Consider the following 14,241-nt stretch of genomic DNA (forward strand, 5'->3'; position numbering starts at 1 on the left):
ACTAATACCTATTCCTGTATTTTATTCTAATGCAAATATAAAGGGGATAACGAATAATCTATCGTTATTTGCTATTCAAATTCCTGTTTTAATATTTTAAACACATCATCAATCGTTTCTTCTTCCAGTTCGGTTCTCCGCAACAAGTCTTCCTTGGTGAGAGCCAATACGCTTTTTGCGGTATCCAGGCCGGTTTTCTTCAATTCGTCTATTACCCAACCCTCAATTTCGTCAGAAAATTCGGACAAATCGACATCTTCCTCTTCTTCGTAATCGGATAACTCTCTGAAAACGTCAATTTCATAGCCTACCAGACGGCTGGCAAGCCGGATGTTAAAGCCCCCTTTTCCAATGGCCAGAGAGACCTGATCGGGTTTTAGGTACACCGAGATTCGCTTGTCTTCTTCACTGACCTGGAGGGAAGACACCTTCGCCGGACTCAGCGCTCTGGAAACGTACAGATCCAGATTATCCGTATAGTTGATCACATCTATGTTCTCATTTTGCAATTCCCGTACCACAGCGTGGATTCGGCTTCCTTTCATCCCCACGCAGGCTCCTACGGGATCGATCCGGTCATCGTAGGATTCCACCGCCACTTTCGCACGTTCGCCTGGCTCACGTACGATCTTTTTGATCGTAATGAGTCCGTCGTATACCTCGGGCACTTCGTTTTCAAACAGGCGTTCCAAAAAGATCGGAGACGTTCGCGACAAAATGATGCGGGGGTTTCCGTTGATCATTTCTACTTTGTGAACAATGGCGCGCACGCTGTCACCTTTTCGAAAACGGTCTTTTGGAATCTGCTCGGATTTGGGCATGATTAATTCGTTTCCCTCTCCGTCCATCAGAAGAATCTCCCTTCCCAGGATTTGGTATACTTCTGCACTGATGATTTCCCCGACCAATTCTTCGTACTGTTGAAAAAGCAGGTCTTTTTCCAGGTCCTTGATTCGCTGAATGAGCGTTTGCCGGGCCATCATCACGGCTCGGCGACCAAAGTCCTCTAACTCTACTTTTTCATAGGTTTCTTCTCCGATCTCGAAATCAGGTTCAATTTTCTTTGCCTCTGACAAACTTATTTTGTCGTAATCCCAGATATCTTCCGAGTTATCGTCTACAATCTCTCTAATCCGAACGATCTCCAGATCCCCCTTGTCGGCATTGATGATCACATCAAAATTTTCATCTGTTTCGTACTTTTTGCGAATCATTGCCCGAAAAACATCTTCGAGAATACGGATCATTGTTGGTCGATCCACATTTTTCGATCTTGCAAACTCAGCAAATGATTCAATCAGAACTTTAGCATCCATTGTTTTTATTTGAAAGAGACTACTACTATAGATTTCCTTATTTGGTCAAAAGGTAGGAAGACGCCTTCCTCCGCCGCTTTTTTTCCTTTTTCTTTTTTTACTATTTGGAGTTGAATACCCCGTTGGTCGACTTCGCTGAGTTTTCCTTCCAGCGTTTCGCCGTTTTCGAGTGTAATTTTTAGGCTACGCCCGACGTTTTTATGGTACTGCCTGCGCGAACTTAGCGGAAAATCCACTCCTGGCGAGGACACTTCCATGACGTAGGCGGTATCCATCAATTCCTTGGCTTCGATTTCATCCCCTACAGCTCTGCTCACCAGTGCGCAGGTATCGATGGTAATGCCTTGATCCGCATCGATCAGGATATGCAGGGATTTTTTGGGACCTTTCTCCACGATTTGGATGTCCACCACAAAATGGCTCGCATCGGGAAGGTGTTTTTCCACTATTTCCTCTATCGTTTGCCTCAAATTCATATCTTTTTGCTTACTTGCTCCAAGGGCTTCCCTCCAGAATGATTCATAATGAAAGAGGGGACTGCCTGTCCCCTCTGTGATCACTAACGAATGCTAGCACAAATGTAATAAAATTATTTTCCTAAAAAAAGTATTGAAAGTTTGATAAATTTGCCCCATGCATTCAAAAAAGTTAAAAATATACAATACCTTATCCAGAAACAAAGTCTTTTTCGAGCCCCTGAAACCTCCCCATGTGGGCATGTATGTCTGCGGTCCCACGGTATACGGCGATGCGCACCTTGGCCACGCGAGAGCGGCGGTCACCTTTGATGTGGTCTACCGTTACCTTACCTATTTGGGTTACAAGGTACGATACGTACGAAATATCACCGATGTGGGACATCTGGAGGCGGATGCGGACGAAGGTGAGGACAAAATTGCAAAAAAAGCCAAGCTCGAGCAGCTTGAACCCATGGAAGTGGCCCAACAATACGCTACCTCCTACCACCGTGACATGGAATTGCTCAATACCCTTCGCCCTAGCATCGAACCCCGGGCTACCGGACACATCCCGGAGCAAATCCGGCTGGTGGAGCAAATCCTCGACGAAGGACTCGCTTACGAAGTGAATGGCAGCGTGTATTTTGATGTTCTAGCTTACAATGAAATCAAAAAATACGGGCGCCTGTCCGGCAGGGTGGTCGAAGAACTCATGAGTGGTAGTAGGGAACTAGATGGCCAATCCGAGAAAAGAAACCCGCTGGATTTCGCACTTTGGAAAAAGGCAAGCCCTGAACACCTGATGAAATGGGCCTCTCCCTGGAGCCTGGGCTTTCCCGGATGGCACCTTGAATGCACCGCCATGAGTTCAAAATATCTGGGTAGTCAGTTTGACATCCATGGAGGTGGCATGGACCTGATGTTTCCTCACCACGAATGTGAAATTGCCCAGGGAAATGCTTGCAACCATACCGATCCGGCTAAATATTGGTTGCATAACAACATGATTACCATCAATGGGCAGAAAATGGGCAAATCGCTCGGTAATTTTATTACGCTGCAGCAGCTTTTTCAGGGAGACCACGAGCGCCTCGAACAGCCCTACAGCCCCATGACGGTGCGGTATTTTATCCTGACAGCTCATTACCGCTCCACACTGGATTTTTCCAACCAGGCGCTACAGGCTGCGCAGAAAGGGTATAAGAAACTAATCAACGGGTACCGCATCGCCAAAAGCCTGGAGTACCGGGAGGATCCCTCCATAAGTCCGGATGAAAAGCAGGTTGGGCAGATTCGCCAAAGCATGGACGCTGCCTTTGCTTCCATGGACGACGACTTTAATACGGCCCAGGCAACCGGCCACTTGTTTAATCTGTTGAAGAAAATAAACAGCCTGTATACCGGGCACCTGCACCCTGCTCAATTGGGTGAAAAGGTGTTTGACGAACTCATTCATACATTCTGTGGGTTTATTTCCGATATTCTGGGATTGATAGAGGAAAAAGGAGACAATCAGGAGCAATTATTGCAGGTGATACTGGATTTGTACGGGAGTGCAAAGACCGCCCGGGACTATCAAAAAGTAGATCGAATCCGGGCCGGGCTGAAGGCTGCCGGCCTTATCGTCAAAGACATGAAAGAGAAAATCGATTGGGGATATGAAGAATAACAGTTGCCTGGTGCTCCTGACACTACTTTTGTGGTCCTGCGGAGATCAGAAAGTCACAGAAGAGACGTCCACATCGGAATTTACAGCGAAACCCTTTCCTTCCTTCAATGCCGATTCCGCCTATACGTTTATCGAAAAGCAGGTAGCCTTTGGTCCGAGAGTACCCAATACGCAGGCTCACCGGGAGACCGGAGATTGGTTGGTCAAAAAACTGGAAGCGTACGGCTTTTCGGTAACGGAGCAGGAATTTACGGCCAGGGCCTACGATGGCAAAAATCTGGAACTAACAAACATCATCGGAACGTACCGTCCGGAAGCGACTAAACGGATTTTGTTGGCAGCCCACTGGGATACGCGTCGCATTGCGGATAAGGATACCGAACGGATCGACGAACCCATTGATGGAGCAAATGATGGCGGAAGCGGCGTGGGCGTGTTGTTGGAAATTGCCCGGCTACTGCATACCGATAGCCTGCAGCCAGAGGTAGGAGTCGATATCGTATTTTTCGATGGAGAGGACGATGGAGAGCCCGAACACCAAAACTTCCGGGATACCAGCCAGATCTGGTGGTGCCTTGGTTCACAACATTGGTCCAAAAATCCTCATGTCAGGGGATATTCCGCGTATTACGGGATATTGCTTGACATGGTGGGTGGAAGAAACGCCCGTTTTTACAAAGAAGGCTATTCCGTGCAATATGCCAAAAATCTGGTGGACCGGGTGTGGAACTACGCGCACCGCCTGGGGCACGGTGAATTTTTCCCCATGCGTCGGTCGGAAGCCATCACCGATGACCACCTGTTTGTGAATCAGAATGCCAACATTCCGATGATCAATATCATCGAATACAGTCCGGATTACGGCTTTGGTCATTACCACCATACCCACGATGACAGCATGGAATTGATTGATAAAAAGACCCTTTCTGTGGTAGGCCAAACGGTTTTGTTCACCCTTTACCAGGAAGATTAACTACTTCGAAACGAGCCATTTTATGTCCCTTCCTCAATTGATTCGTGAGACCTTTCTGGAAAAATACGGCGCCGAGCCCCTGCTGATTCGTTCTCCGGGGCGGATCAACCTTATCGGTGAGCACACCGATTACAACGAAGGATATGTGCTCCCGGCTGCAATAGATAAGTACATCTACCTCGCTTTTGCCAGGAATTCGGGAGAAAGTTGCCGGGTATATTCCAGGGATTTTGAACAGGAGCAGACTTTTATGCTGCGCGACATGCGTCCGGGAACGGGATGGATTAACTTTGTCATGGGAGTGGCTGCCCAACTCGCGAAGGCAGGGTATGTACTCGATGGGTTCGATTGTGTATTTGGAGGAGATATTCCCATCGGAGCAGGCTTGTCCTCCTCCGCCGCGCTGGAAAATGGCGTAGGAATGGGATTGTCTACCTTGTTTGAGTTGAACGTGGACAGGTTGGACCTGGTAAAGTACTCCCAGCAAGCCGAGCACGAGTTTGCCGGTGTCAAGTGCGGTATCATGGACATGTTCGCCTCCATGATGGGTAAAGAACAACAGGCCATACGTTTGGACTGTCGCTCATTGGACTATGCCTACTTTCCGGTAGACCTGGGCGATCACCAGTGGCTGTTGTGTGACTCCAGGGTTTCTCATTCCTTGGCCGATTCGGCGTATAACGAACGTCGGGAGGAATGCAGACAGGGAGTAACCCTGCTGCAGGCCCATTATCCCCAGGTCAGCAGTCTTCGGGATGTAAATTACGCACAGCTAAGCTTGGTCAAAGACCAGCTACCGGATACGGTTTTTCAACGCTGTTCCTTTGTAATCCAGGAAAACGAGCGGGTAATTCAAAGTTGTGAGGCACTGGAAAGAAAGGACTTGGATCGTTTAGGCGCTTATTTGTACCGGTCCCACGAAGGGCTTTCCAGAGACTACGAGGTGAGTTGTCCCGAGCTCGACTTTCTGGTCGAATTTACCCGGGAACTTCCAGAGGTGATGGGCTCCCGCATGATGGGAGGTGGTTTTGGAGGCTGTACATTGAATCTGGTAAAGAAATCCGCCAGGCAGGCCTTTATTGACAAAATTTCCACCGCCTACGACAAGCGATTTGGCATCCATCTGAAGGCCTACGAGGTGAATGCAGTGGATGGAACCGAGCTCTATTTCCAGCAATAAAAAATAAGCTATTACCCAAAAAACACCCATTTTTTGATTAAAATCCCGTATATTATCGAATGTTTTTTTACTACACTAAATCCAGATAATGATGAAAAGAATTGGGATGGTTTTCTTCCTGAGCCTGTGGATGTTTCAGGTACACGCAGAACTCAAATTGCCGAAAGTATTTGCCGATCACATGGTGTTGCAGCGGGGGCAGGAAATTCCCGTGTGGGGTACGGCAGACCCCAGACAACGGGTGATCGTCAGTTTTCAAGGACAGGAATACCGGGTAAGGGCGGATAAAGAAGGCGCCTGGGAGCTAAAAATGGGTGCTTTCCCAAAAGGTGGTCCTTATGTATTAACCGTAAGCACCAACAAGGAATCTTTTTCCTACGAAAATGTCATGATGGGAGACGTGTGGATGCTTGGCGGGCAGTCTAACATGGAGTGGGCCTTAAAAAACACCAACAATGGAGAAGACAGCATCAAGGTAGCCGATTACCCCAACATTCGGTTGTTTGAGGTGGGTAGAAACATGAATCTGAAACCCCTTGATGACGTAGCAGAAGCCAAATGGTCGATTTGTACGCCAGCCTCCGTCGAAAATTTTTCTGCGATTGGGTATTATTTTGCGCGGCGAATTCAGGCGGACATGGATGTTGCCATCGGATTGTTGGATATCAATTGGGGAGGCACCGTTTCCGAAGCCTGGACGAGTGCAGAAGCGCTGGCCTCCCATGAAGACTTTAGTCAGCGAATCGCTACGAACCAGGCGGAGGGTCCCGCCGATTTTTCAGATCCTGAAGTCCGGAGACCGAACAATTGGCCCACCAGTTTGTATTACGGCATGCTGGAGCCGGTCATCCCCTTTGCCATAAAGGGAGCCTTGTGGTATCAGGGGGAATCCAATGCCGGCAGGGCATATCAATACCGGGAGATTTTTCCGCTAATGATCCGGGATTGGCGCAAGCAATGGGGACAGGGAGATTTTCCGTTTATCTGGGTACAGCTGGCGAATTTCAAGCAGCCGAAAGAAAACCCCGAAGATAGCGATTGGGCGGAGCTGAGAGAGGCGCAGAGCATGACCCTTTCCCTTCCCAACACCGCGCAGGCGGTCATTATAGACAAAGGGGAAGCAGACGATATCCATCCCAGAGACAAATGGACGGTTGCAGAAAGGCTGGCCCTTGCGGCGAAAAAAGTGGCCTATGGCATGGATCTGGTTTATAGCGGCCCTACCTTCAAATCCATGGAGATTCAGGGCGATCGGATCCGGGTCAGTTTTGATCACCTGGGGTCCGGCTTATGGGTGAAGGACAAATACGGCTATGTGAAAGGCTTTGCGGTAGCAGGTGCTGATAAACAATTTCACTGGGTGAAAGGATACCAGGATGGAAATCAAGTCGTTTTGGAAACCGGAGATATCGCGCAACCGGTCGCAGTACGATACGGCTGGGCGGACAATCCGGACGATGTCAATCTGTACAACGAGGAAGGGCTTCCTGCCAATCCTTTCCGAACGGACGATTGGGAGGGAATCACCTACGGTAAAAAGTAACGGAGTCCCTGTCGGTTGAAACCAGTGCCTGGAAAATCCACGACCTGATCGGGGATTTCCAGGCGCTTTTTTGTTTACCAAAATTTTATCCGTTCTACTGCGTTTAGCAACTGGCGAATGTCCTCCGGAAATACATGACCAATATGTCCAATACGAAACGTTGGAGCCTGGGAGACCTTTCCCGGATAGATGACAAATCCTTCCGATTTCAATAGGTTGTAGAGCTTTTCGAACGAGAAGTTTGGAGCAGCCGGTTCACGGAAGGCGGTGATAATGGGCGATTGGTCCGTAGGGGGCAAAAAGGCCTGGATTCCCAAGGCTTCCATTCCCTGCACCAGCAGCCGGTGGTTTTCACAGTAGCGTCGGTACCTGGCCTCTACCCCGCCTTCTTCGTCCAACTCTGACAAGGCTTGCAAAAATGCCCGAACGGTGTGGGTAGGGGAGGTAAATCGCCATTTGCCTTGGTTCGTCTCCATTGTTTGCCATTGATCGACCAGGTCCAGTGAATGACTTTTTGAGTTTACTTCGCACTCCTGAAGCCGCCTGCGGTCGGCCAGGACAAAACCAAAGCCCGGAACGCCCTGTATGCACTTATTGGCGCTGCTGATGAGGAAGTCGATTTTTGGTGCCCGTATATCCAGAGGAATACCACCAAAGCTACTCATGGCATCCAGGATAAAGACCTTTTCCCACTTGCTTGCCAAATCCGCAATGGGGATGTATCGGTTCAGCATACCCGTGGTGGTTTCGCAATGCACCATGCCCACATGACTGATTTCCGGATATTCCTGCAAGGTTTTTTCCACGGCTTCAGGGTCTGGCTGGCTTCCTTCTGGAAACGTTAGTACACGCAAATTGGCCCCCATTTGAGACGCAATCCGAGCCATTCGCTTTCCGTATGCACCATTTGAAACTACCAACAACGTACTGTCCGGTTTCAGACAGGTCCAAAGAACAGCCTCCACCGAAAACGTCCCGCTCCCCTGCATTAAAACGGAGGTATACGCGGATCCCCCCTGGCTCAATTCTACTAATCTGGCTCGGATTGTTTGAACGAGACCGTTATAGTCGGAGTCCCAGGTACACCAGTCGCGGTTCATGGCAGCACGAACGGTTTTGCTGGTACTCAAGGGCCCGGGTGTAAGGAGCAGGTAAGGGTTTTCTGGTATCATTGTAAACTAGCTAAAATTAATTCCCTAAATATAGTGGATCGAAAAGGGAATTCTTGGGAATCAGACAACTTTCCAACTGGTTTTCATGGGTAGCGCGATCCGGCTGGCTCATGTCTTTGAAATGAGGAAGGGCTCCGCTCATTGCACGGGGCAAAACAGCCGTCCGGACCGCGATTTTTACGCCTGGGTTTGGAAAAGACTGATGCTGAAATAGCTTCGACTATCGGTAAAATGCTGTACGGAATGGAAGCCCGCTTGTTCGCGGATAGTTTCCAGGTCGTCCAGGCTGTATTTCTGAGACACCTCCATGTGAATGGGTTCAAATGCCCTGAAATAAACGAGGTTTCCCGCAACCAGGACCTGTTGGGCTTTCTTGCTGATCAGGTAGCTGTTCGTTGCCCCGGAGACGGGGTTATAGCTGGCATAGTGGTCAAAGTTTGCTAAAATAAAGTTCGCTGCCAGTTCCCGGTTGATCCGTTCGAGAAGATTTAAATTAAATTTCTTGGTGATGCCGGCAGCATCGTCGTAAGCGGCCAGAATCGTGCGGGGGTTTTTCTTGAGATCCACGCCTAGCAGGAAGTGATCTCCCTCGTTCAGGTATTTTTTTACAAAAGTAATGAACTCGAGGGCTTTCTTCCCCTCGAAATTCCCAATATTGGAGCCTAAAAATAGGATGATTTTGGGAGTTTTTCGTGTCTTGATGGTTTCCAGTGTATGGAAGTAGTCGCCGGGGATCGGTTCTACGGGGAGGCCTGGGATTCTTTTGCGCATATAGTCCCGATTGAATTCCAAAATATCGGGCGAAATATCCAGCGGGAGGTAGCGAACGGTTTTACCTCCCCGGATAAGGCTTTCCAGGAAGAGCGCGGTTTTGGTGCCATCTCCGGCTCCCAGTTCGACTACTTCGTAGTTTTTCCGGGGAAGTTTGTCGATAAGTCGGCTGGACTTTTCCGTTAGTATTTCGGTTTCGCAGGCCGGGAGATAGTACTCGGGCAGCTGCATGATTTGCTGAAAGAGCGCTGAGCCCTTATCGTCGTAAAAATACTTGGAAAATAGTTTTTTCGGGGAAGCGTTGAGTCCGTCGACTACGTCTTTTTCGAAAGCGGTAGGCTTCATAGGGAATTGGCAAGTCTGATACCTGAAAAGATCCATCGGGAAGGTGGAGCGAAAAAGTTCCGGTAGCTGTTTCGGCTATGGTCCGGTGCGGTCGCCACCGATGCTCCTCTCAGGACTTGTTGATTTATCATGAATTTACCGTTGTATTCGCCCAAAGCACCGGGGGCTTTTTGAAATCCGGGATAGGGAAGGTACGCACTGCCAGTCCATTCCCAGAGCTGGCCCCATGAAAACTGTCCTGCAGCGGCCTCCCATTCAAATTCAGTCGGCAGGCGACTGCCCTGCCACTCTGCAAATGCAAAGGCTTCGTAAAAACTTACGTGTTGGACGGGCGCTGCAGGATCTACCGGAACCAGCCCGTTAAGGCTGTATTGTAGCCATTGGCCGTCCAGCCGATGCCAGTACAAGGGCGCTGACAGCTGATTGGCTTTCAGGTAGTCCCAGCCGTCTGCATGCCAAAGGTTAAAATCCGAGTAGGCGCCGGAGGCGATAAATTCCATGAATTCCCCATTGGTGACCAGTTTGTTGGCAATGCGGAAGGGCTCCAGAAATACCCGGTGCCTGGCCAATTCGTTGTCGTAGCAAAAGCCGTTTCCCTGGTATCCGATCGAATATATGCCCTCGTCCATGGGAATCCAGCTGAATTCCTGTTTTTCCGCTTGCAGGCCGAAGGCTTCTCCGTAAACCGGAAAGGTAGGTTGGTGGCCGAGTATGTATTTGATATCGTAGACCAGCAATTCCTGGTGTTGTTGTTCGTGGTGGATGCCCAGCGTAAGCACCTCAAGGATTCGGGCGTCTGCGCTGCCGGAGGAAATAAAGTCGGTTACCGCCTGGGTTACATGCGCCCGGTAGTTCATGACTTCCTGTACGGGAGGCCGGCTCATCAGGCCCCTGTTTGGCCGCAGGATTCGCTTCCCGGCATTGTTATAGTAGCTATTGAATAAGTACGCGAAATCGGCATCGTAAACCCGGTACTCCGGATTGAACGGACCGAGAAGAAACTGCTCAAAAAACCAGGTGGTGTGGGCCAGGTGCCATTTTGGAGGAGAGACATCCACCGTCGGCTGAGGCACATGGTCTTCCGGTGTTAGTGGAGCGCAGAGCTGCTCCGTTTGGTGACGACAGTCTTGAAATTGGCGGATGAGTGCTTGTAAGGTGGATTCCGTTTGGATGGGTTCCATTGGCATACAATGACTAATTTTTATGGCAGTTGTTACAGGTTTCACCCAAACCTATATCAGGCGGGAAGGTATTTCGCTCCCCGCCTGATTGGTTTTTGGGAAAGGATAAAATTAGTACCCTTCTTTAGAAAATGAAATCAATTACTCATAAAGTTCGACGATCATGTCGATCTCAACTGCGATATTGTTAGGGAGGGAACTCATGCCAATGGCGGCCCGGGCATGTTTGCCTTTTTCGCCAAATACCTCTACCATTAGGTCAGAAAAACCATTGATTACCTGGGAGTGTTGCTTGAATGAAGGATCCGCATTGACCATGCCCTGGGCGCGTACGATGTTTTTTACCCGGTTTAGATCTCCTATTTCGGCTTTTAGGGACGAAAGTAAGGATATACCTGTAAACCGGGCTGCTTCGATGCCTTCTTCCAATTCCAGGTCAGAACCCAGTTTACCAATCACCTGGCTTCCGTCGGGCCGGTCTGGTCCATGTCCGGCCAGGTATACCGTATTTCCGACGGTTTTGGCTTTAAGGTAATTGGCAGTAGGCGGGTTGGGCAAGATCAGTTCAATGCCCAGCTCTTGGATGCGTTGCTCGACGTCCGGACCCTCCTGCTCCTGTTGCATGGGAGCGGGTTCTTCCCGAACCTCGGAGGAGGGTGGCGCACAAGAAATGAGTGTCAGGATGGACAATGACAGCAAAAGTGCATAGTCTTTCATACGATTGTTTATTTTTACGGTGGTTGAATCCGGTCATTTTGGGTGGATGGGGCCTGGTCTTATTTTAGGTGGCCAATGGAGGGCCTGAAGGCACCATGATTCGTTCTCTTCTTGGTTGTGATCCGGACTTTTTGGCGCTGAAACGAGCCGTTAGGTATTCGCCCATAAAGACTTCTCCTTCCAGGCTTTCTCCCTGAAGCTTCCCGGTAAACATGAAGACCACCGAGTCGCCGGGTTTTCGGAAATTGCTTCGCAAAACGACTTTGTCTCCCTCAATACTTCCATAGAGGTCTTGCTTGGCAAAATCACTCATATGCGTGCCATTCAGCCAGTTCCCATCCTGATTCAAGATCCATTGATGGGTGCTTTTGCTGCTAAAGAAACTCATTTCTACTTCCCAGCTACCACTAATGGTAGCGGCCGGCGGGATCAGCGACTTGTCGGGAGCTTTTCTTTTTTCCGAAAGCGTTTGGTGGATCCGGTCAGCGACTACTTTGGCTTCTCCGGCCTGCATTTGATTGGGGCTAATGGTGATGGAGGTAAGTCCGTCCTGATTGCGACTTCCGACGGCGATACGTGGAGGAGTGCGACCGAAGCGCTCGGCCACTTCCTCACCCGTGATGTGTAATTGTTCCGGATCCCAAAGGATCTGTAGCATGGGCGCGCGGTTGTTAAGGTCGTAGGGTTGGTTGATCTGAAAGCTGACCCCCTTAACCTTGGTAGCCCGGTCGGCGATTTGATTTAGCCATTCCATCCAGGTGTCCCATTCCTTTTCATGGTCTCGGGTAGTCCACGCTTCCACGGCGGCAAGCATGCCCAACATTTCTTCCTTGCCGACTTTGTTGTCTCGTCCCGGTCCATGATGGGGGGAGCTGGCCTGCCAGGCGGAAAGCATCAGGTCTTTTCGTCCGAGTAACAGCCCCGCACACTGCGGTCCGCAAATGGCTTTTCCTCCGCTGTACGCTACCATGGTTGCCCCTCTTTCAAAGTGTACGCAGGGAATCGTCAGATTCTCTGCAGCGGCGTCCATCAGTATGGGCACTTCTTGTTTTTTGGCGATTCGGGCAATGTTTTCCAATGATAAGGGCTGTCCGGTAGCAGCTCCTCTACCTGAAATGAGGTAGATCATCGCCGTTTTGGGATTAATGGCTCGCTCCAACTCCTCAGGGCTATTGACCTCCACGATGGTCACTCCTACGTTTCGCACCGCATGGTCGTAGACGTTACGCGAGTGCCTGGGAACGATTACTTCGGTTTTCTCCATTCCGGAGAGATCGGGAATTCGCAGGAGTTTTTCCGGATTACCCCCGGTGACGCAGGCTGCTGTGGCATGTTTCATGGCGGCTGCACAGCCCGCGGTGATGATGCCAAATTCTGCCTTGGTGATTTCTGCCAGTCTTTCTCCAATAGCAAAAGCCAATTCATCGTATTGCACAAAGTTTTTACCTGCCGCTGCCATGGCTTGATGTACCTCCGGGCGTTCGATGGATCCACCGATAATGGTGAAAGTACCCCTGCAGTTGATGATAGGTTCCACACCCAGGGAGCGGTAAATGTTTTCGTCCAGAGACAGTGGACCGGTTGGCTTTTTTCTCTGGTCCAATAAGGGCGACATGCCCATAAGGCTTCCGCCTACTGGCAGTATGGCCAGGTTTTTAATCATTTCTCGTCTATCCATATCGTGTTTTCGTTATACGTTTTCGCTGTCAGACCATTCAGGTCGTACACGACCTTACCACCTTTCATGGTCAATTCTGCTTCCAATTTTTGTTTCCCTGCAATTCGGTTTCCGGCAGCGTCAACAAAGCCAAATTTCCCTTCATGCAGTTTCAGTAGCGTCAAATCGGCTACCGCTCCTTCGCTCAAATGCCCTAAATCCGGGCGCTGTATGGCTTGGGCAGCCTGCCAGGAAGCCCGTTTGATGACTTCTTCCGTTTCCATGCCCATGGCGATGAATTTGGACATCACATTCAGGATATTTTTCATTCCTGCGTTCATGCTAAACCTGTGCAGATCGGTTCCGAAGGTATGCGGAGCCAGGCCTTGACGCAAGGCAGGAATGGCCTGACTGAACCAGAACCCGGCTCCACCGTGCCCCACATCGAAGATTATCCCTCGCTCATAGGCCGCTTGTACGAAGGGACGCAGGCGCCCCTGTTCATCCACGATGGGCATGCGTTCGTCGATCTCCTCAAAACTGTGGGTCAGGATATCTCCCGGTCGCATTTTTCCAAGTTGCTCGGCCAGGGTGTATTGCGGCAGGTGGCATTCCACCAACAAGGGTTTTTTGGCCGTTTCCGCGGCCAGTATTGCGCGATCAAAAGGCAGCCATTCCGCTCCCGTGTAATGGCCGATTTTTATTCCGACTAAATGATCCGGGTACCTTTGAATCATTTCCACAGCCATTTCAGCATCCATGTCTTCCAGATTTTCCTGGCTGGGATTGCCGCTCATGCCTGAACCTGCAATATTTAAAAAAGCCAACACCCGCGTTTGAGAGGCGTCAATGACGTTTTTTTTGAAGGTCTCAAAGTTTCTCCAACCGGAAGTACCGGCATCCACTACGGTGGTGACACCCGATCGAAACGAAAAGTCATCCGGTGAAACGCTGGAAAAACCATCGGCAAAGGTACGCGCCTTACTGCCTACGAATACGTGGGTGTGTGTATCGATGAGTCCCGGGCTTAAAATTAACCCGGATGCATCGATTACTTTCTCTGCCCGACTGGCATCGATCGAAGGAGCAACCTGCGCAATTTTTCCATTCGCTATGCCTACGTCCAGGGTATCCCGACGGGCATTTCTGGCATCGACCAGGTAGGCGTTTTGGATCAATAGGTCAAATTCCTGACCAAAAAGGGGGATAAAAAGGAGCATCCCCAGGAAAAAAAGCAGGCATTGTTTCATTTAACGAGG

The 14,241-nt window shown here is 49.8% G+C and carries 12 protein-coding genes; 4 read left to right on the plus strand and 8 right to left on the minus strand.

Features of this window, described 5'->3' with window-relative positions:
• Positions 1 to 71: 71 nt before the first annotated feature.
• Positions 72 to 1,316: a transcription termination factor NusA gene (gene nusA / locus ABWH99_RS03435; protein ID WP_154856181.1), complete on the minus strand. Its 1,245-nt coding sequence runs from the start codon at positions 1,314 to 1,316 to the stop codon at positions 72 to 74.
• Between the two features lie 5 nt (positions 1,317 to 1,321).
• Positions 1,322 to 1,792: a ribosome maturation factor RimP gene (rimP, locus tag ABWH99_RS03440; protein ID WP_375584911.1), complete on the minus strand. Its 471-nt coding sequence runs from the start codon at positions 1,790 to 1,792 to the stop codon at positions 1,322 to 1,324.
• 157 nt (positions 1,793 to 1,949) lie between these two features.
• Here rimP and cysS point away from each other — a divergent pair, with 157 nt between their 5' ends.
• From cysS to ABWH99_RS03460, 4 genes are all read left to right on the plus strand, one after another.
• The gene (gene cysS, locus ABWH99_RS03445) at positions 1,950 to 3,443 is read left to right on the plus strand and encodes a cysteine--tRNA ligase (protein ID WP_375584912.1); all 1,494 of its coding nucleotides are present in this window, start codon (positions 1,950 to 1,952) and stop codon (positions 3,441 to 3,443) included.
• Positions 3,433 to 4,416 carry a M28 family peptidase gene (locus tag ABWH99_RS03450; protein WP_375584913.1) on the plus strand — a complete coding sequence of 328 codons (984 nt, stop codon included), beginning with the start codon at positions 3,433 to 3,435 and terminating at the stop codon, positions 4,414 to 4,416. The genes cysS and ABWH99_RS03450 overlap by 11 nt, the downstream gene beginning before the upstream one ends.
• Positions 4,417 to 4,438: 22 nt before the next feature.
• Positions 4,439 to 5,596, plus strand: coding sequence for a galactokinase (gene galK, locus ABWH99_RS03455; protein ID WP_375584914.1), 1,158 nt, complete (start codon positions 4,439 to 4,441; stop codon positions 5,594 to 5,596).
• 88 nt (positions 5,597 to 5,684) lie between these two features.
• Complete coding sequence (locus ABWH99_RS03460) at positions 5,685 to 7,139, plus strand: sialate O-acetylesterase (protein ID WP_375584915.1); 1,455 nt, start codon at positions 5,685 to 5,687, stop codon at positions 7,137 to 7,139.
• A 74-nt stretch (positions 7,140 to 7,213) separates the two neighbouring features.
• Here the strand turns inward: ABWH99_RS03460 and phnW are convergent, their stop codons facing one another.
• From phnW to ABWH99_RS03490, 6 genes are all read right to left on the minus strand, one after another.
• A complete protein-coding gene (phnW, locus tag ABWH99_RS03465; protein WP_375584916.1) occupies positions 7,214 to 8,311 on the minus strand; it encodes a 2-aminoethylphosphonate--pyruvate transaminase in 1,098 nt (365 codons plus the stop codon).
• Positions 8,312 to 8,488: 177 nt separating this feature from the next.
• Positions 8,489 to 9,427 carry an L-histidine N(alpha)-methyltransferase gene (gene egtD, locus ABWH99_RS03470; protein WP_375584917.1) on the minus strand — a complete coding sequence of 313 codons (939 nt, stop codon included), beginning with the start codon at positions 9,425 to 9,427 and terminating at the stop codon, positions 8,489 to 8,491.
• Positions 9,424 to 10,614, minus strand: a complete 1,191-nt coding sequence (gene egtB / locus ABWH99_RS03475) for an ergothioneine biosynthesis protein EgtB (protein WP_375584918.1) — start codon at positions 10,612 to 10,614, stop codon at positions 9,424 to 9,426. The genes egtD and egtB overlap by 4 nt, the downstream gene beginning before the upstream one ends.
• 135 nt (positions 10,615 to 10,749) lie before the next feature.
• Positions 10,750 to 11,325, minus strand: coding sequence for a RidA family protein (locus ABWH99_RS03480; RefSeq protein WP_375584919.1), 576 nt, complete (start codon positions 11,323 to 11,325; stop codon positions 10,750 to 10,752).
• A gap of 64 nt (positions 11,326 to 11,389) precedes the next feature.
• Entirely contained in the window at positions 11,390 to 13,003 is a 1,614-nt protein-coding gene (locus tag ABWH99_RS03485) for an aminotransferase class V-fold PLP-dependent enzyme (RefSeq protein WP_375584920.1), read from the minus strand.
• On the minus strand, positions 12,985 to 14,232 hold the full coding sequence (locus ABWH99_RS03490; RefSeq protein WP_375584921.1) for an amidohydrolase/deacetylase family metallohydrolase: 1,248 nt from the start codon (positions 14,230 to 14,232) through the stop codon (positions 12,985 to 12,987). Before ABWH99_RS03490 ends, ABWH99_RS03485 begins: the two co-directional genes overlap by 19 nt.
• Positions 14,233 to 14,241 lie beyond the last annotated feature (9 nt).

This window comes from Cyclobacterium xiamenense, from assembly GCF_042140265.1.
In the GTDB taxonomy this organism is placed as follows: Bacteria; Bacteroidota; Bacteroidia; order Cytophagales; family Cyclobacteriaceae; genus Cyclobacterium; species Cyclobacterium xiamenense_A.